The sequence below is a fragment of the Streptomyces albidus (ex Kaewkla and Franco 2022) genome, assembly GCF_013870515.1.
Classification (GTDB): domain Bacteria; phylum Actinomycetota; class Actinomycetes; order Streptomycetales; family Streptomycetaceae; genus Streptomyces; species Streptomyces albidus.
Window position 1 is genome coordinate 1 of the sequence record NZ_JACBXA010000111.1, and the last position, 17,855, is coordinate 17,855.

The 17,855-nt window shown below is 69.9% G+C and carries 12 protein-coding genes; 9 read left to right on the forward strand and 3 right to left on the reverse strand.

All coding sequences use genetic code 11. The features are described from left to right. The coding region (locus H5J26_RS17335) for a hypothetical protein (RefSeq protein WP_181766779.1) at nucleotides 1-1,066 on the reverse strand (1,066 nt) is incomplete at its 3' end. Nucleotides 1,067-1,577: 511 nt separating this feature from the next. On the opposite strand from H5J26_RS17335, the gene H5J26_RS17340 reads away from it, so the two are divergent. The 7 genes from H5J26_RS17340 (at nucleotide 1,578) to H5J26_RS17370 (ending at nucleotide 12,592) form a co-directional block, all read left to right on the forward strand. Next, on the forward strand, nucleotides 1,578-2,531 hold the full coding sequence (locus tag H5J26_RS17340; protein WP_181766780.1) for a hypothetical protein: 954 nt from the start codon (nucleotides 1,578-1,580) through the stop codon (nucleotides 2,529-2,531). Between the two features lie 557 nt (nucleotides 2,532-3,088). After that, entirely contained in the window at nucleotides 3,089-3,391 is a 303-nt protein-coding gene (locus H5J26_RS17345) for a hypothetical protein (protein WP_181766781.1), read from the forward strand. Nucleotides 3,392-3,718: 327 nt separating this feature from the next. Further along, nucleotides 3,719-4,897, forward strand: coding sequence for a cysteine desulfurase family protein (locus H5J26_RS17350; RefSeq protein ID WP_181766782.1), 1,179 nt, complete (start codon nucleotides 3,719-3,721; stop codon nucleotides 4,895-4,897). 163 nt (nucleotides 4,898-5,060) lie between these two features. Then, nucleotides 5,061-6,479 carry an MFS transporter gene (locus H5J26_RS17355; protein ID WP_419183813.1) on the forward strand — a complete coding sequence of 473 codons (1,419 nt, stop codon included), beginning with the start codon at nucleotides 5,061-5,063 and terminating at the stop codon, nucleotides 6,477-6,479. Nucleotides 6,480-6,543: 64 nt separating this feature from the next. After that, complete coding sequence (locus tag H5J26_RS17360; RefSeq protein WP_181766788.1) at nucleotides 6,544-8,043, forward strand: pyridoxal phosphate-dependent decarboxylase family protein; 1,500 nt, start codon at nucleotides 6,544-6,546, stop codon at nucleotides 8,041-8,043. 249 nt (nucleotides 8,044-8,292) lie between these two features. Further along, complete coding sequence (locus tag H5J26_RS17365; protein ID WP_181766783.1) at nucleotides 8,293-9,498, forward strand: hypothetical protein; 1,206 nt, start codon at nucleotides 8,293-8,295, stop codon at nucleotides 9,496-9,498. A 376-nt stretch (nucleotides 9,499-9,874) separates the two neighbouring features. Beyond that, nucleotides 9,875-12,592, forward strand: coding sequence for a penicillin acylase family protein (locus H5J26_RS17370; protein WP_181766784.1), 2,718 nt, complete (start codon nucleotides 9,875-9,877; stop codon nucleotides 12,590-12,592). A gap of 83 nt (nucleotides 12,593-12,675) precedes the next feature. Here the strand turns inward: H5J26_RS17370 and H5J26_RS17375 are convergent, their stop codons facing one another. Further along, on the reverse strand, nucleotides 12,676-13,326 hold the full coding sequence (locus H5J26_RS17375; protein WP_181766785.1) for an N-acetylmuramoyl-L-alanine amidase: 651 nt from the start codon (nucleotides 13,324-13,326) through the stop codon (nucleotides 12,676-12,678). Between the two features lie 99 nt (nucleotides 13,327-13,425). On the opposite strand from H5J26_RS17375, the gene mnmA reads away from it, so the two are divergent. After that, on the forward strand, nucleotides 13,426-14,619 hold the full coding sequence (gene mnmA, locus H5J26_RS17380) for a tRNA 2-thiouridine(34) synthase MnmA (protein ID WP_268933097.1): 1,194 nt from the start codon (nucleotides 13,426-13,428) through the stop codon (nucleotides 14,617-14,619). Between the two features lie 107 nt (nucleotides 14,620-14,726). Here the strand turns inward: mnmA and H5J26_RS17385 are convergent, their stop codons facing one another. Continuing rightward, complete coding sequence (locus H5J26_RS17385; RefSeq protein WP_181766786.1) at nucleotides 14,727-15,740, reverse strand: rod shape-determining protein; 1,014 nt, start codon at nucleotides 15,738-15,740, stop codon at nucleotides 14,727-14,729. A gap of 474 nt (nucleotides 15,741-16,214) precedes the next feature. Between H5J26_RS17385 and H5J26_RS17390 the strand changes: the two genes are divergently transcribed. After that, nucleotides 16,215-17,690 (forward strand): methyltransferase domain-containing protein, encoded by a 1,476-nt coding sequence (locus H5J26_RS17390; RefSeq protein WP_309237949.1) that lies wholly within the window; start codon nucleotides 16,215-16,217, stop codon nucleotides 17,688-17,690. Nucleotides 17,691-17,855: the final 165 nt, after the last annotated feature.

The following is a 17,855-nucleotide window of genomic DNA, read 5'->3' on the forward strand; positions in this document are numbered from 1 at the left end:
ACGGGGCCGGGCCCGCCGGGGCGCCCGACGCCACAGGCACGCCCGGACGCATCGCCAGCGCGATCAGCGTCAACGAGCCCACCAGCACGATCACGACCTGGAGCCTTCCGAAGAAGCCCAGGACCGGTGCGGGCTCTTCCAGTTGGAAGAAGGCGCCCGCGTCGACGTAACCCCACAGCGTCGTCACCGACTCGGGAAGCAGGGCGATCGCCAGGCCCAGGGAGAACCCGCGGGCGGAGACGAGACGGGGAAGCGCCAGAACGGCACCGAGGAGGCCCAGGAAGATGAGCGTCAGCCAGTCCCAGGCCGGCGACACGTCCATCAGGGAGGCGACGATGCCCTCGCCGGTGAACAGGTGCACCCAGAGCCGCCCGCCCCCCGCGGTGAGGGAGTGGATCGTCCAGCCGATGTCGTAGAGCGCCAGCACGCCGAGGAACAGCGCGGCCACCGCGGTGTGCCCTCCCGTAGGACGCTGCGGGCACTCACTGGGCAGCGGCGGTTCGGGCTGCGGCGGAAGCGGGGGCTGCCCGGGTGCGCCGGGCGGCCAGGCGCCCGCCGGTCCCGCCATGGCGGTCGTGCTCGTACGCGGCCAGGGCCGGATGCCCGAGAGCAGCACGACCCCGAGAACGATGCAGAGGAGAACCGCGAGGGAGCAGGTCAGACCGGCGGCGGCGAGGGCGTCGTCGTTGTAGAAGCCCTGCATCGCGTAGAAGGGCGAGCCCTCCTCGTGCAGAGCCGCGTGCCAGATCACCGGCAGCCGGTACGAGAAGGTGAGCGCCGTGGTGACCGCCATGAGGCCGCCCGCCGTCCAGGCACCGGTGAAGGCGGCGAAGACCGCGGCGAGTTGGAGCAGTCCCAGGCCCAGGTCGGCCGAGGTCGTCCCGGGCATCTCCGTCAGGCCGGCGGCGCCGGGGCCGAGGGCTCCCGTCCACAGGTCCCAGGCTTTGCCCATCCCCAGTTCAACGACGTCCCGCACCACCCAGATCCAGGTGTGCAGCGCGAAGAGGAGGCAGAAGACGCCTCCGGTGATCCGTGCGCCCTTGCTCAGAACACGTACCTGTGGCATCGAGCCACCCCCCAGCCCCCTTGGTGTACGCCGCCTCCGCGGACGTCCGTGTGGGCCTTGCCCTGCCGGGCGCCGGAGCGGCGCCGTGAACAGTAACAACAGCCCAGGCGGGAGCGTACTCCTGATGGCTCTCCCGGGACGTACTGCCGTGCTCCGACTGTGACTTGGCCCTTGCGCGGCCGTCCGGCTCCGAGTGGGTTCCGGGCACAGGCGAGGACGTGAAATCTCGGCGTCCGCCGGGTTTCTTGTTCGGGCAGAAATGCTCTCGCGTGCCACTTTTCGGATGCTATTTCGCCGACGAGTTCTGGTCGGGTTCGCACATCAGTTGAGAATCATCGTACATACAGCCGAAGGCCGGGCTACCGTGGTCGAACTACCGTGCGCTCGACCCGCGCACGGACGCACCGCGAGGGAATGTCGCGGCGGCAGGGGTGAATGCGAAACACAGATCGCTCTGTCCGGGAGATCTCGTGGCAGGGGCACGACATCCGTTCCATTGAGGAGGACTCCGATGGCAGCGCAGAAGTGCCCCATGTGCGGGGAACGCATTCAGGCGGACGACGACACGTCGTCGCCCTGCTCGTGCTTGCTGACCGCAGTCGAAGAAGTCGACGCGATCTTCGATGCGATACGGCCGAGTCGGAAGAACGCGGCTTCCCGTCGGGTCGAGGGCCCCAAGCCTCAACCGGCCCCCGCCCCGGACGCGGCCGAGAAGGCCGAGGCCGCCGACGAGACCGAGGGAACGGCCGAGGAGACCGGCCGCCCGCGCGTGGTCACGCGGAGCAGGGGCGTCGTCGTCGGCCTCGTCGCCGCCGTGACGCTCGGGGCCGGGGCGCTCACCGCGGAGACGATCGATTCCGGTCAGGACCTGCAGAACAACGGAAGCGCGTCCGTTCCCGCCTCGCCCGAACGGGACATCGCCCCGGAGCCGATGGAGGGCCCCGGCACCTCCGCGCGGGACGACGACTCGCGAACCGGTGAATCCTCGGAGTCCGACAGCGGCGACAGCTCCAGCCGGGACGAGGACGAGAGCGCGGATCGCGGGGAGGACCACGGTTCGCAGCCGGTGCCCGATCACGAGGTCCCCGCGCCGTCACCGTCGGGTGACGCGGCAGGCGGAAGCTCGCACGGCGGCGGGTCGTCCGACGGCGGCTCTTCGAGCGGTGGCTCCGGGGACGGCGGCTCTTCGGACGGAGGCTCCACGGACGGCGGATCCACCGGTGGGCCGGGCGGCGACGACAGCGCCGGCGAGGAGAACGGCGGGAGCACCGGGGGCGACGGCGGCGAGGAGAACGGCGGCGACGACAGCGCCGGCGAGGAGAACGGTGGCGAGGAGAACGGCGGGAGCACCGGGGGCGACGGCGGCGAGGAGAACGGCGGAGGGGACGGCGGCGACGGCGACGAAACCGGCGGGCTCCTGGGCGGTCTGCTCGGTGGCCTCCTCGGCGGTGGCAGCGGCGGTTAGGGTCTCCGAGCCCCTCTGACCTGGTCCGGCCTGACCGTCTTCAGCGATCATGCTGCTGTGGCGCCGGTCCTGGCCTTAAATCGACGGGCGAACCGGCTGCGCCAGTGCGTCGGAGATCTGCGAGGCGATTCGATCTCTGCCGGTGCCTCGTGCCAGGAAGTTCCCGATCGATCTCGGCGCTCTCGCTTTTTGCATTCGGGCCGTATCGGCGTACGTGGTGCGGTCGGCAGGTGTTCGGTCCATTCGCTGTGGAATCTCCCTCACCGCTGTTTCCCAACAGGCAAACGTGCTTCATGTCATGAATCCGCGTCAGCTCTTTCAGCCTGCTCCAAAGGGCCGGAGGCGACCGGAGATCCGCACGCCCTCAATTGACCGCAGCCTCCGGGCGGTGAGTACGAAACGTGCCCGAGGGGGCGAGTCGGGACAACCCTCGACCTGACGCCGAATCAGGAAATGCGGCGTGTTACGGACTCAAGCAGCGAACTTCGCAATAGCTTCCTTCGGGAATGCGCGATCTTCACCGGTCGCGATCCAGCCCTCATGGAAGTGGAGAAGCAATGCGCAAGCTTCGCGAAGCTGCCGTCGTGGCCACCATGGTCGGCAGCGTCAGTGTGCTCGGTGCCGGCGTCGCATACGCCGGTGGGGCGCACGAACTCCCGACGATCAACTGCGAGCAGGACGCGGCCGGCAACACCGTCGTCACGAACATCGACGGCGTCACCACCATCGCCACGACCGGCGCCGCCGGCGATGCCGACTCGAGCGCCGTCCCGCAGAACTGCGGCACCGCCAACGAGAACAACCTGAACACGTCCGGCGACACCACTGGAGGCACCGGCACCGCGGCGCTCGCCGAGTAGGCGCCACCCCACGCCTCGCGGCAATCAGGGACCGAGCCCGCAGGCCCGGTCCCTGAAGCATGTCGTCAGCCGACGCCTCGTCTGCTCCGGCCTGGTCCGGTCTTCGCCAGCATTGCCGGCCGGTCTCTGCGGCCGCCGAGCCGTCCCGGGTGGACCGGCACCGGGACGGGACGATCACCGCGGACCGTACGGGGCCGCATCAGCTGACCGTCCCGGCAGGTCACAGCCGCATGGACGCACATGGGGCCAGGTCAAGGCGTGCGTCGGACGGGCCCCCGGTACCGCGCCCGCACCCGTTCCGCCGGCTGCTCGTAGAATCGAAGCACCATGGCCCGCTCCGCCTACCTCGATCACGCTGCCACCACGCCGATGTTCCCCGAGGCGGTGCAGACGATGACCGCCCAACTCGCCGTCGCCGGGAACGCCTCCTCGCTGCACGGCTCCGGCCGGCGTGCCCGGCGCACCGTCGAAGAGGCCAGAGAAGGCCTGGCGGCGTCCTTCGGTGCACGGCCCAGCGAGGTGGTCTTCACCGCGGGCGGCACCGAAGCAGACAACCTCGCGGTCAAAGGGCTGTACTGGTCGCGGCGCGACGCCGACCCCGCCCGTACGCGCATCCTCGCGAGCCCGGTCGAGCATCACGCCGTGCTGGACACCGTCCACTGGCTCGCCGACCACGAGGGCGCGGACGTGGAATGGTTGCCCGTCGACACCTACGGGCGGGTGCACGCGCAGTCGCTGCGCGACGCCGTCGCCCGGGACCCCGGCACCGTGGCCCTGGCCACGGTGATGTGGGCGAACAACGAGATCGGCACCATCATGCCCGTGGCCGAACTCGCCGAGGCGGCCGCCGAGTTCGACGTCCCCCTGCACGCGGACGCGGTGCAGGCCGCAGGCCAGGCCGTAGTGGACTTCGCGGCGTCCGGCCTCGCCGCGATGACGCTGACGGGGCACAAGATCGGCGGCCCGTACGGAGTGGGCGCACTGCTGCTGCGCCGCGAGCAGACCCCCGTACCGCTGCTCCACGGCGGCGGTCAGGAGCGCGACGTGCGCTCCGGCACGCTGGACGTCCCCGCGATCGCCGCGTTCGCGACGGCGGCGGAACTGGCCGCCGAGCAGCGTGAGGGCTTCGTACGGGACATCGGGGCGCTGCGGGACACCCTCATCGAGAAGGTCCGTGCGGCCGTCCCCGACGCTGTGCTCAACGGCGACCCCGACCCCGCCGGACGGCTGCCCGGCAACGCGCACTTCTCCTTCCCCGGCTGCGAGGGCGATTCGCTGCTGCTCCTGCTGGACGCGCAGGGCATCGAGTGCTCGACGGGGTCCGCCTGCACGGCCGGGATCGCCCAGCCGAGCCACGTGCTCCTCGCAGCGGGCGCCGACGCCGGACTGGCGCGCGGCACGCTGCGCTTCTCGCTCGGGCACACCTCCACCAAGGCCGACGTGGAGGCACTGGCCGACGCCATCGGGCCGGCCGTCGAGCGGGCCCGGAGCGCAGGACTGAGCTGACGCGGATTCCCGGTCACCGTCTGGACGCCCGGTCCGGTTGTGCCGTTGACTGATGCGCCGCGAGCACCGTCTCCGCAGGACGCACCAAGTGGCAGCAGGACGGTCGCTCAGGGACCAGCCGTGGACCGCACGGCCGGCCCGGCGGATGCCGAGGGGACGTGCAGTGGACGGCGGCGGACTCCACGATCAAGCGCGCGCTCCCGGAAGCGCCGAGCCTCACGCGCTCCCCGCGTCCGTCCGGATCGGCTACGGGCTGGGCTCGCTCTGCACGGGGACTTTCGCCACGGTGCCCGGCCTGCTGCTGCTCTACTACCTCACCAACGTCATGGCGGTGCCGGCGGCGGCCGCGGGCGTCGCACTGTTCCTGCCGAAGGCCTGGGACGTACTGATCAACCCGCTCGTCGGCGCGTGGTCCGACCGCAGCAAGTGGCGGGGCGGGCCGCGCCGTCCGTTCCTGCTGGCGGGCGCGTGCACGCTGCCCCCGCTGTTCGCCTTGATCTTCGCGGCGCCTCCGGTGCGGGGGACGGCGGCGGCCGTCTATGTGGCGTGCCTCTTCCTGCTGGCCGCGACCGCCTACGCCGTCTTCCAGGTCCCCTACGTCACGATGCCGGCGGAGATGACGGACGACGCGACCGAGCGCGGCCGGGTGCTGGGCTGGCGCGTGGGGTTCCTGGGTGCGGCGATCCTGCTGTCGGGAGCCCTCGCCCCGGCGATCGCGCACTCCGGCGGCGACACCCCGGGGAGCTACCGGCTCATGGGGATCGCCGTGGCCGCGCTGCTGGCCTGCGGCATGTTCGGTGCGTGGCGGGCCACGCGGCTCGCTCCGGCGGTGGCGCACACCGCTGCCGAACCGTCCTTCCGGGCGCAGTTGGCAGCCGCGCGCAGCAACCGCCCCTTCATGTACCTCGCCGGAATGTGGACGGCGCAGGCCCTGGCGGTCGGCGTGATGCTCGCGGGGGTGCAGTATTTCGCGACGTACGCGCTCGGGTCGGCGAGTGCGGTGACGCCCCTGTTCGCCTGCCTGATAGGCCCGTTGGCGCTCGTCATGCCGCTGTGGAACCGGCTGGCGCGGCGGCGGGGGGTCAAGTCGGCCCAGTTCCATGCCTCTTCGCTCTTCCTCGTCGCGGCGCTGGTGCTCGTGACCACTCCGTGGGCGGGCGCTTGGGTGGCCTATGCGGCGGTCGCCGCGGTCGGAGTCGCCTACGGGGGACTGCAGTTGCTGCCGCTGCGCATGCTCGCCGACAACCTCGCGGCCGACGCCGCGCGTACGGGACGCCAACGCGCCGCCACCTTCACGGGGTTGTGGACGGCGGCTGAGACTCTCGCCTTCGCGCTGGGGGCCGGCGCCTTCGCCGCCGTACTGGCCGTCGGAGGCTTCCGCTCGTCGGACGCCACACACGAAGCGGCCCAGCCCGACTCGGCGTTGACCGGGATCACCTTGGGCATGAGCTTGCTGCCCGCCGCCTTGGCGCTCGTGAGCCTGTGGCTGCTGCACCTGTACCGGGACGACGACGTCCCGGCAGATTCCCCTGTTCAAGGACGACCTGAACTCCCGGAGGGCGAGACCAGCCGTGCCGAGTGAACCCGTATCCGCCGAGCCCGCCGAGTCACCCGGGAAGCCCGAACACGGGGCGCCCTCCGCCGCGTTGCCCGCGGGCCGCCCCGCCGCCGACGTTCTCGACGAGCTCCGCACACTCCGTGGCGCCGACGCGCCCACCCGCGGCGGCCGCACCTTCGCCTACGTCTACGACGCCGGCCTGGACGGGCTCGACGAGCTCGCCGCCGCCGCGTACTCGGCGTACGCGACCGTCAACGGCCTGGACATGACGGTGTTCCCGAGCGTGGCGCGGCTGGAGAACGACCTGATCCGCAGCGCGGCGGCGCTCCTCGGCGCACCCGGTACGCAGGGCACCTTCACCAGCGGCGGGACGGAGAGCATCCTGCTGGCGGTGAAGACGGCGCGGGACCACGCACGGGCGGAACGAGGGGTCACCGACCCCGTCATGGTGCTGCCGTCCACGGCGCACGCGGCCTTCCACAAGGCCGCCGCCTATCTCGGGGTCGAAGCGGTCGTCGTGCCGGTGGACCCCGGCACGTTCCGTGCCGACGCCGATGCGATCGCCGCTGCGATCACGGACCGCACCGTGCTCGTGGTCGCCTCCGCGCCCTCGTACGCGCACGGCGTCATCGACCCGGTGGCGCAGATCGCGGGTGCCGCCGCCGACCGCGGCGTGCTGTGCCATGTGGACGCGTGCATCGGCGGCTGGCTGCTGCCGTATCTGCGGCGCGCGGGCCGGGAGGTGCCGCCCTTCGAGATGTCGGTGCGCGGAGTCACCTCGCTCTCCGTCGACCTCCACAAGTACGGATACGCCGACAAGGGGGCGTCCGTCGTGCTCTACCGCGACGAACAGCTCCGCCGCCACCAGTACTTCGCGCATGCGGGATGGCCCGGCTACCCGGTGGTCAATCCGACGGTGCAGGGCACCAAGTCGGCGGGACTGCTCGCACAGGCGTGGGCGGTGCTGCGGCATGTCGGCGAGGACGGGTACACGGAGCTGGCGCGTCAGGTCGCGGGTGCGTCCGACCGGCTGCTGGCAGGGCTGGCCGGGATCGAGGGCGTACGGGTGCTGGGCCGTCCTTCCTGCGGACTGGTCGCCTTCACCCTGGAAGGTGCCGAAGGCCCCCACGGCGAGGGCGACTTGAGCCTGCTGCTGCATCTCGCCGACGAGATGCGTCTTCGCGGCTGGTACCTCCAGCCGCAGCTCCGTTTCGACGGGATGCCGCCCAACCTCCATCTGACGCTGACCCCGGCCACCGTGCACCAGGTGGACGCGCTGCTCGCCGACCTGCACGAGGCGCTGACCGCGGCTCGCGCGCTCACGCCGGTCACCGTCGATCCGGGGCTGATCGAACTCGCGGCCGCCTTCGACCCCGCGTCCGCCCCGGGTGGGGAGACCCCGCAGCTCGGACCGGACGAGATCGCCGCCGTGCTGGCCTTCGCGGGGCTCGGCGATGCGGAGGGTACGGGCGGTGCCACCGCGCTGCCGGACAGGATGGCGCCCGTACTGGTGCTGCTGGACGCGCTTCCCGCGTCGCTCAAGGAACGTCTGCTCGCAGAGTTCGTCGGGTCGATCTTCCGCATCTGAACCGCAGTTGACCTGCATCCGGCGGCAACTGGGGTGCGAGCGAGCCCGGTTGAGGGACCGGTGAGGTGCCGGTGCAACCAGCGGGTGCACTCGAGGCGTCCGGTATGTAGATCGTCGGCGTCCAACAGCCCCTGAACGGGGCCGAGCTCGGTCGACGAGGAGCCGCCGCCGCAGCGAACGTGCGTGACCGGCACGGGACCACGGCAGGCGGGGACGCGCGCGAAGACCACGAGTGTTTCGAGGGGAAGCATGAAACCGTTGCATCTCAAGGGTGCCGCCACGCTCGCAGTGGTGGCCCTGGTGGGGATCGGCTACCAGACCGCCATGGGCAGTGAGGGCGCGCCGAAGCAGCCGTCGCCGGCGGCCGCGACTGCCTGGAAGGTCTCGCACCACAGCGAGTCGCTGAGCGCGGAGATGACCGATGTCGCTCCCGTCTCCGCCGACGAGGGCTGGGCGATAGGCACCTCCCAGGGCGACGACGGTTCAGGCGAGGTGGAGCACGTGTTGCTGCACCGTGCCGGCGAGGAATGGAAGAAGAGCGCGCTGCCCGAGGGCGCCCGTGACGGGGCGGTGTACCAGATCGAGGCTTCGAGCCCGGACAACGTCTGGCTCTTCGGCGAGGGGGGCCCTGGCGAGGGGAAGCCGTTCGCGTTCCGCTGGGACGGTGAGCAGTGGAAGCCCGTGGACGGGCCGCCGTCCATCAACCTCTGGGGCACGCGGCCGGCCACCGTGCTCGGCCCGGACGACGTGTGGGTCCTCGACGGCGGTCAGATGGGCGTGGCCCACCACTGGAACGGCAGCAAGTGGACGGACACCGAGCTTCCCGCCAAGGCGACAAGCGTGGGTGGCAGCAGCGGGGACGACGTGTGGGCCGTCGGCTACCGAGACACCGAGGACGACGGCGGGTCCATGAGCCAGCCCGCGGCGATGCACTGGGACGGCAAGGCCTGGAAGCTGGCGGAGACGCCGGAGTACAACTTCCCGGATCCGGCACCGCCGGAGGAGACCGCGAGCCTGGAATCGGTGGTCGCCGTATCGGAGGACGAGGTCTGGGCCGTGGGCAGCCACACGTTCAACCACGGTGAGGGCGGGCCCGAGCCGGAGGAGGAGAGCATCCTGCTGCGCTGGGACGGCGCCGAGTGGAAGGAGGCACCCGCCGCCGCTGCGGACAAGGCCACGATGGAGGCAGCCTCGGACGGAGCGGGCGGGCTCGTGCTCAGCCGCTCCGCGCACATGACCGCGGCGGGCGACGTCCGCGAGATCACCAAGCACGATCCGGTGCCCGGCAGGTCCGGGAAGGTCGAAGAGGTCGACAAGAAGCAGAAGTTCTGGCCCACGGAGACGGCTCTCGTCCCGGGTACGCGCCAGGTGTGGAGCTCCGGTGTGATCGAGCTCGGCGCCCACGGCGATGCCAACTTCCGCCGTGCGGCGGTTCTCAGCTACGACACCGAGTGATCCGAACCGCGGTGTGAACTGTGACCTGAACGGTGCCCGGTGCTTCCGGGCGGGCAGGTGGAGATGCGCGCGGGGCCGGCCGGAGTTCTCTCCGGCCGGCCCTTCCGCGTGCGCACGTGCCCGGCGGTGGGCGGTTTCAACTGCTTTCCGTCAATGGCCCGTTGTGGCTGTGTGAATACTGCCGGTCAGACTCTACCCAGGGGTAGTAACGGCGGTTAACGTTCCTCGCACGCTTGTCGCCTCTCTGGCCTACCCCCCACTGGAGACACCGGTGATCCGATCCCGCGCTCCGTACGTCAGATCTGTCCGAAACCGCCTCGCGAAACACAGGACCGCCGTCGTCGCCCTGGCCGCCGCGGCGCTGATCGCCCCGCTCATGAGCGGATCCCAGGCGTTCGCGTCCGGCCCCGAGAGCAAGGCGCGTGCCGCCGCCGAGGACCCGTGCCAGGGCCAGTGCAGCGACATCCTCCCGGCCGGGCAGAACGGCCACGCCACCCTCACGGACATCCTGCTGCACAAGGCCGTCGGCACCCGCCCCAAGCACGCGGCCGACCAACTGGAGCCGTACGACAACCTGTTGCACGACTACTCGGGACTCACCGAGGACCAGCTCTCCGACTACTTCAACGACGCCTCCTTCGGCGTCGCCGAAGACCAGGTGGAGAGCGAGAAGTCGCCCAGGCCGGATGTCACCATCACCCGTGACAAGGCCACCGGCACCCCGCACATCAAGGGCACCACCCGCTCCGGGACCGAGTTCGGGGCCGGATACGCCGCCGGCCAGGACCGGTTGTGGCTCATGGACATCCTCCGGCACGTGGGCCGCGGCGAGTTGTCCTCCTTCGCCGGCGGCGCGGAGGGCAACCGCGCGCTGGAGCAGTCCCTTTGGGCCGTCGCCCCCTACACCGAGGACGACCTCGACGGGCAGGTCGCGCGGATCCGGGACTCCGGCGAGCGCGGCGCACAGGCCTACCAGGACATCCAGGACTACGTCAGCGGCATCAACGGCTTCATCGACGACACCGTCGGCGCGCTCAGCTACCCCGGTGAGTACGTGCTGACGGGCCACGGATCGAAGATCAAGGACTTCACGGCGAACGACGTGGTCGCCATCGCCTCCGTCATCGGCTCCATCTTCGGCAACGGAGGCGGCGGCGAGGTCGGCAACGCCCTGGCCAAGCTCTCGTTCCAGAGCCAGTACGGCAAGGAGAAGGGCGAGTCCGCGTACGCCGCCTGGCGGGCGCAGAACGACGGCGAGGCCACAACGACCGTCCACAGCAAGGAGTTTCCGTACGCCGAGTCGCCGGAGAACCCCGACGGGGTGGCGACGCCCGACAGCGGATCCGTCACCGCCTACGACCACTCGCAGAACGAGACCGGCGGCAAGAAGGCCACGGGTGAGAAGAAGGCGGAGAGCGTGCTCCCCGCCGACCTCATCACCTCCAAGAAGGGCATGTCCAACGCCCTGATGGTCTCCGGCAAGCACACCGCGTCCGGCAATCCCGTCGCCGTCTACGGGCCGCAGACCGGTTACTACTCCCCGCAGATCATGATGGTGCAGGAGCTGGACGGCCCCGGGCTGCGCTCGCGCGGCGCCTCCTTCCCCGGACTCAGCTTCTACGTCGAACTCGGCCGCGGCCTCGACTACTCCTGGAGCGCCACCTCCGCGAGCCAGGACATCACCGACACCTTCGCGGTCGAACTGTGCGAGGAGTCGGGGGCGGAGCCGACCACCGAGTCCACCAGCTACATGCTGCGCGGCAAGTGCACCCCGTTCGACAAGCTCACCAAGCACAACGAGTGGAAGCCGACCCTCGCCGACACCACGGCGGCCGGCTCCTACGACGTGGTGAGTCTGCGCTCCGCCTACGGACTGGTCAGCCACACCGGCAAGGTCGACGGCAAGCCGGTCGCCTTCACCGCGCTGCGCTCCACGTACCACCACGACGCCGACTCGGTGATCGGCTTCCAGAAGTTCAACGACCCCTCGGCGATCACGTCCGCGAGCAGCTTCCAGGAAGCGGCTCAGGACATCGGCTACACCTTCAACTGGTTCTACGCCGACGCCGAGCACACCGCGTACTACAACTCCGGGACCAACCCCGTCCGTTCGAAGAACACCGACCCGGACCAGCCGATCCTGGCCGACGCCCGGTACGAGTGGAAGGACTGGGACCCCGCGGTCAACACCTCGGCGGTCACCCCGCCCGAGGAGCACCCGCAGTCCGTCGACCAGGACTACTACGTCAACTGGAACAACAAGCAGGCCAAGCGCTTCTCCGCCGGCTGGGGCAACGGCTCCGTGCACCGGGGCGACCTGCTGGACAAGCGTGTCTCCGCGCTCGTCAAGAAGGGCGGCGTGACCCGCACGCAGCTCGTCCAGGCGATGGAGGAGGCCGCCGCCGCCGACCTGCGGGCCGAGAAGGTGCTGCCCACGCTCCTGGAGGTCATCGACTCCGCCGAGGTGACCGACCCCGAACTGGCCGCCACCGTCAAGGAGTTGCGCACCTGGCAGGAGTCGGGATCGCTGCGCAAGGAGGCGGCGAAGGGCGACGGCGACTACGAACACGCGGAAGCCATACGGGTGTTGGACGCCTGGTGGCCGCTGCTGGTGGAGGGCCAGTTCAAGCCCGGTCTGGGCGATGAGCTCTACAAGTCGCTGACCTCTCTCGCGCCCGTCAACGAGTCGCCCTCCGGCGGTCAGAACGGCGGCGGTTCACCGGGTGACGGGGTCGGCGCGAGCCAGCCGCACAAGGGCTCCGCGCTCCAGCACGGCTGGTGGTCGTTCGTCGACAAGGACCTGCGGACCGTGCAGGGCAAGGACGTCGGGTCACCGCTCGACAAGCCGTACTGCGGCGACGGTTCACTCTCCGAGTGCCGGACGATGCTGCTGAGCACTCTGGCGAAGGCCGACGCCACACCGTCGGACGAGATCTACCCGGGCGACAAGGAGTGCGACGCGGGCGACCAGCTGTGCGCCGACTCGATCGTCCACAGGGCCATGGGAGGAATCACCGTCCCGCGGATCGCCTGGCAGAACCGGCCGACCTACCAGCAGGTGGTCGAGTTCCCGGCCCGCCGTTCCGGCGAGTAGGCGGGACCGAGGCGGAAGGCCGTGCCGTCGCCCTTCGAGGCGGCGGCACGGCCGCTCCGGCCGGTCAGCCGGAGACGAGCGGATCAGGCGGCGCCGAGCTTCTCGCGCTCCTGCCGCACGTAGCGCATGTAGCGCCGCCAGTCCCAGTGGCGTCCCGGGTCGGTGTGGTCGGCGCCCGGCACCTCGTTGTGCCCGATGATGTGCTCGCGGTCGATCGGGATGTCGTACTGCTTGCATATCCGGGCCGTCACCTTCGCGGAGGAGAGGTACATCTCGGCCGTGAAGTTCTCGGGACGGTCCACGAAGCCCTCGTGCTCGATGCCGATGCTGCGCTCGTTGTAGGAGCGGTTCCCGGCGTGGTACGCGACGTCCAGCTCGCGGACCATCTGCACCGTCCGCCCGTCGCGTGCACGCACCACGTAGTGCGTGGCCGAGGCGTGCAGAGGGTCCCGGAAGACCTTCACGGCAGTCGGGAAGTCGCTCTGCGTCACATGGATCACGACGCGGTCGATGGTGAAGTCGGCGGGGCGGTCCGCGAAGCGGAGATTGGCCTCCGAGGCCGGAATCCAGCGCACGCCCGGCTGGTCGACGTCCCCCTCGGTGCGCTGCTTGTCGATCCCCGGCACCCGCCACCACAGGCGTGAGGTCTTGTCCCAGGTCAGAGCCCCTGCCGTGACCAGCGTCGCTGCGCCGCCGCCGGTTATGAGCAGAGTGCGCCTGGAGATCGATGCCATACCGGTCTCAACGCACGCAGCGGCCCCGGCGGTTCCGTACCGAGGGACGGTGTGATCCTTTTACGGGCGGCGCGGCCCTCCGTCTACCCTGGACGGGTTATGACTGACGCTTCCAGCAGCCCCACTCCCCCCGGCCCCGACACGCACTCCCAGCCTCCGGCCGGGGGCGCCCCCAGGCTGCGGGTGCTCGCCGCCATGTCCGGGGGCGTCGACTCGGCCGTCGCCGCAGCTCGTGCCGTCGAGGCGGGCCACGAGGTCACCGGTGTCCACCTGGCCCTCTCGGCCAACCCGCAGTCCTTCCGTACGGGCGCCCGCGGCTGCTGCACGATCGAGGACTCGCGCGACGCGCGCCGCGCCGCGGACGTCATCGGCATCCCCTTCTACGTCTGGGACCTGGCCGAGCGCTTCCGCGAGGACGTCGTGGAGGACTTCGTCGCCGAGTACGAGGCCGGCCGCACGCCCAATCCGTGCCTGCGCTGCAACGAGAAGATCAAGTTCGCCGCGCTGCTGGACAAGGCACTGGCGCTGGGCTTCGACGCAGTCTGCACCGGCCACTACGCCACGATCGTCACGCGTGAGGACGGCACCCGGGAACTGCACCGCGCCAGCGACGCGGCCAAGGACCAGAGCTATGTGCTGGGCGTCCTGGACGAACGGCAGCTCGCACACGCGCTGTTCCCCCTCGGCGACACCCTCACCAGCAAGGACGAGATCCGCGCGGAGGCCGAGCAGCGCGGCCTGGCGGTCGCGAAGAAGCCGGACAGCCACGACATCTGCTTCATCGCCGACGGAGACACCCAGGGCTTCCTCGCCGGCCGGCTCGGCACGGCCGAGGGCGACATCGTCGACGAGGACGGCCTGAAGCTCGGCACCCATGAGGGCGCGTACGGCTTCACCATCGGCCAGCGCAAGGGCCTGCGCATCGGTCACCCCGCGGCGGACGGCAAGCCGCGGTACGTGCTGGACATCTCGCCGGTGGACAACACCGTCACCGTGGGCCCCGCTGACTCGCTCGACGTCACCGGATTGACCGCCGTCAAGCCCCGCTGGTGCGGCGCCGCCCCGTCCGGGCCCGGCACGTACACCGCACAACTGCGCGCGCACGGCGGGGAGACCGAGGTCGGAGCGGAACCGACCGACGACGGGCAGGGGCTGTCCGTGCGCTTCACCGAACCGGTCCGCGGCGTGGCCCCCGGCCAGGCGATCGTCCTCTACGAGGGCACCCGCGTCATCGGTTCGGCGACCATCGCCACGACGGAACGGGCCCGCTCGGAGGCACTTCCCAGGCCGTAGGCGGGGACGGGCGACGGGAGTTGAGGCTCCTCCGGCCCGAACGCGGCCCGGCGCGCTCCGCTTCTCGTGAAGCGGAACGCGCCGGAATGGGCTCAACTCCGGGTGTACTAGGCGCCCATGACCGTGCCGCTGAAGACCTTCTCGAGCTTGTCGAACTCCTCCAGGCAGCGCCCGGTGCCCACCGCCACGCAGCTCAGCGGCTCCTCGGCGACGAGCACGGGCATGCCCGTCTCCTTGGCCAACCGGTCGTCGAGGCCGTGCAGAAGAGCTCCGCCGCCGGTGAGCACGATGCCCCGCTCCATGATGTCGCCGTACAGCTCGGGCGGGCAGGCGTCGAAGGCCGTGCGCACCGCGTCGACGATCGCCGCGACGGGCTTCTCCGTCGCCTCCCGGATCGCCTCCTCGCTCAGCTCCACCGTCTTGGGCATGCCGGTCTCCTTGTCGCGACCGCGCACCGGTGCCGTGATTCCGCTGCCCAGCGACATCTTGACGTCCTCGGCGGTGCGCTCGCCCACCGCCATCGCGTAGTTCTGCTCGATGTAGGAGGCGATGGCCGCGTCCAGCGCGTCGCCGGCGACCCGCGCGGAGTGGGTGACCACGGTGCCGCCCAGCGAGATGATCGCGACCTCCGTGCTGCCGCCTCCGATGTCGACGACCATGGAGCCGCGCGCCTCGTGCACCGGCAGGCCCGCGCCGATGGCCGCCGCCATCGGCTCCTCGATGAGGTGGACGGAACGCGCACCGGCCCTGGCCGCCGTCTGCAGAACCGCTCGGCGCTCGACGCCCGTCACACCGCTCGGTACGCACACGACAACGCGGGGACCACGGCCGCGGCCCACACGTGCGAGGCGGATGAAGTGTCGGAGCATTCCCTCGGTCGCCTCGAAGTCGGTGATGACGCCGCCCTTGAGAGGCCGGGTCGCGGTGATGGAGCCGGGGGTGCGCCCCACGGCCTCCTTGGCTTCGGTCCCCACGGCGAGCACTTTCCCTGTGCGTGACTCCACCGCCACGACCGAGGGTTCGTTGAGGATGATGCCGCGTCCGCGCGCGTAGACAAGGGTGTTGGCCGTACCTAGGTCTATGCCGATGTCACGCGTGCTGAACGAGCTGCTCTTTGCCATGTGTTCTCGCCGTGTTCGGTGCGGGGTGTGACGAATTGTCTGACTGTGCAGGGCAGCATACCCAACTGTCCTGGTTTCAGGACAACTCGGGCCACAGAAACCTCAGATCGCAAACACGCTGGTGGGGGCGCGTATTCGCGTCGAACAGGAGCCCGATCGTTCGGTCAGGTGGCATAGACCCGGGCGAGGTTGGATAGCTATGCGCTGGAGTCCGAGCGCGCGGTGCCCGTGACTGAAGCCTTGGCGTCCTGGGTCGGCCGCGCCGTAGGCCACCATCTCAGCAATCGGAGGTTTCCCATTACCGCGCGACCTGTGCAGGAATTCGGAGACAATCCCGTCGACGTCCGGGAAACCGGGCACTACACCGAGGAATATGTCCCAAGCTTCGTCGAGAAATGGGACTCCCTCATAGACTGGGAAAAGCGCTCACAGAGTGAGGGCAATTTCTTCATCGATCTGCTTCGCAAGCAGGGCGTGAAGAGCGTACTGGACGTCGCCACGGGGACCGGGTTCCACTCGGTGCGACTTCTCGAGGCAGGTTTCGACGCCGTCAGCGCGGACGGCAGCGCCGACATGCTGTCAAAGGCATTCAAGAACGGAATGGAGAACGGCGGGCACATACTCAGGGTCGTCCAGGCGGACTGGCGCTGGCTGAACAGGGACGTGCACGGCGAGTACGACGCCATCGTCTGCCTCGGCAATTCCTTCACGCACCTGTTCTCGGAGCGTGACCGTCGCAAGGCGCTCGCCGAGTTCTACGCGATGCTGAAGCACGACGGAGTGCTCATCCTCGACCAGCGGAACTACGACGCGATGCTGGACCGCGGTTTCTCCAGCAAGCACACGTTCTACTACTGCGGTGAAGACGTCGCAGTGGAGCCGGAGTACCTGGACGAGGGGCTGTGCCGCATGCGGTACAACTTCTCCGACAACTCCGAGTACCACCTCAACATGTTCCCGCTGCGGAAGGACTACACCCGCAGGCTCATGTCCGAGGTGGGATTCCAGCACATCGAGACGTACGGCGACTTCCAGCACACCTATCGTGAGGAACAGCCGGACTTCTTCGTGCACGTCGCCGAGAAGGAGTACCGCATGGACGAGGAGGGCGACGGCGCATACTCGGCAGCCGTCAGCACCGCCCGCACCTACTACAACTCCGCGGACGCCGACGCCTTCTACGCCTCGGTGTGGGGCGGCGAGGACATCCACATCGGTCTCTACGAGAGCGACGAGGAGCCCATCGCCGACGCCAGCCGCCGCACGGTGCAGCGCATGGCGGAGAAGCTCGATCTGGACGACTCGTCCGTGGTCCTCGACCTCGGTGCGGGCTACGGCGGTTCGGCCCGCTACCTGGCCGAGACGTACGGCAGCCGTGTCATCGCGCTCAACCTCAGCGAGGTCGAGAACGAGCGCAACCGGGACAAGAACGCCCAGCGCGGTCTCACCGACAAGATCGAGGTGGTGGACGGTTCCTTTGAGAACATCCCCTACCCCGACGACAGCGTGGACGTCGTCTGGTCGCAGGACGCGTTCCTGCACAGCGGCAACCGCACCCGTGTGCTCGAGGAGATCACCCGCGTACTGAAGCCGGGCGGACAGCTCATCTTCACCGACCCGATGGCCGCGGACGGTACCTCGACAGCGGTGCTTCAGCCGATCCTCGACCGCATCCACCTCGACACCATGGGCTCACCCGGTTTCTACCGGCGGGAGATGGCCCGGCTCGGATTCAGCCCCGCCAGCAGCGGCGGCTTCGAGGAGCACCGGGAGCAACTCGTCAACCACTACGGACGGGTGCTCGACGAGACCCGGCGTCAGGAGGCCGAGGGGCTCGCCGGCAAGGTCAGCGGCGAGTACCTAACCCAGATGAAGAAGGGACTGGGCCACTGGGTCGATGGCGGCAATGAACGTCAACTCACTTGGGGGATCTTCCACTTCAAGCATTGAGAAACGATTTTTCGGCACCCTGACGGGTGTCGGACGGCCCGTTCATCCCCCATGTCCAAAGCGCCGCGAGGCTCTTGGGAACAGACAGGCGCGCTGGTCGCGCCGGGGCGTCAGATGCGTCCACACGCCGACCTCGGGGTCGGTCTCCGAAGACGCCTCGTCCGC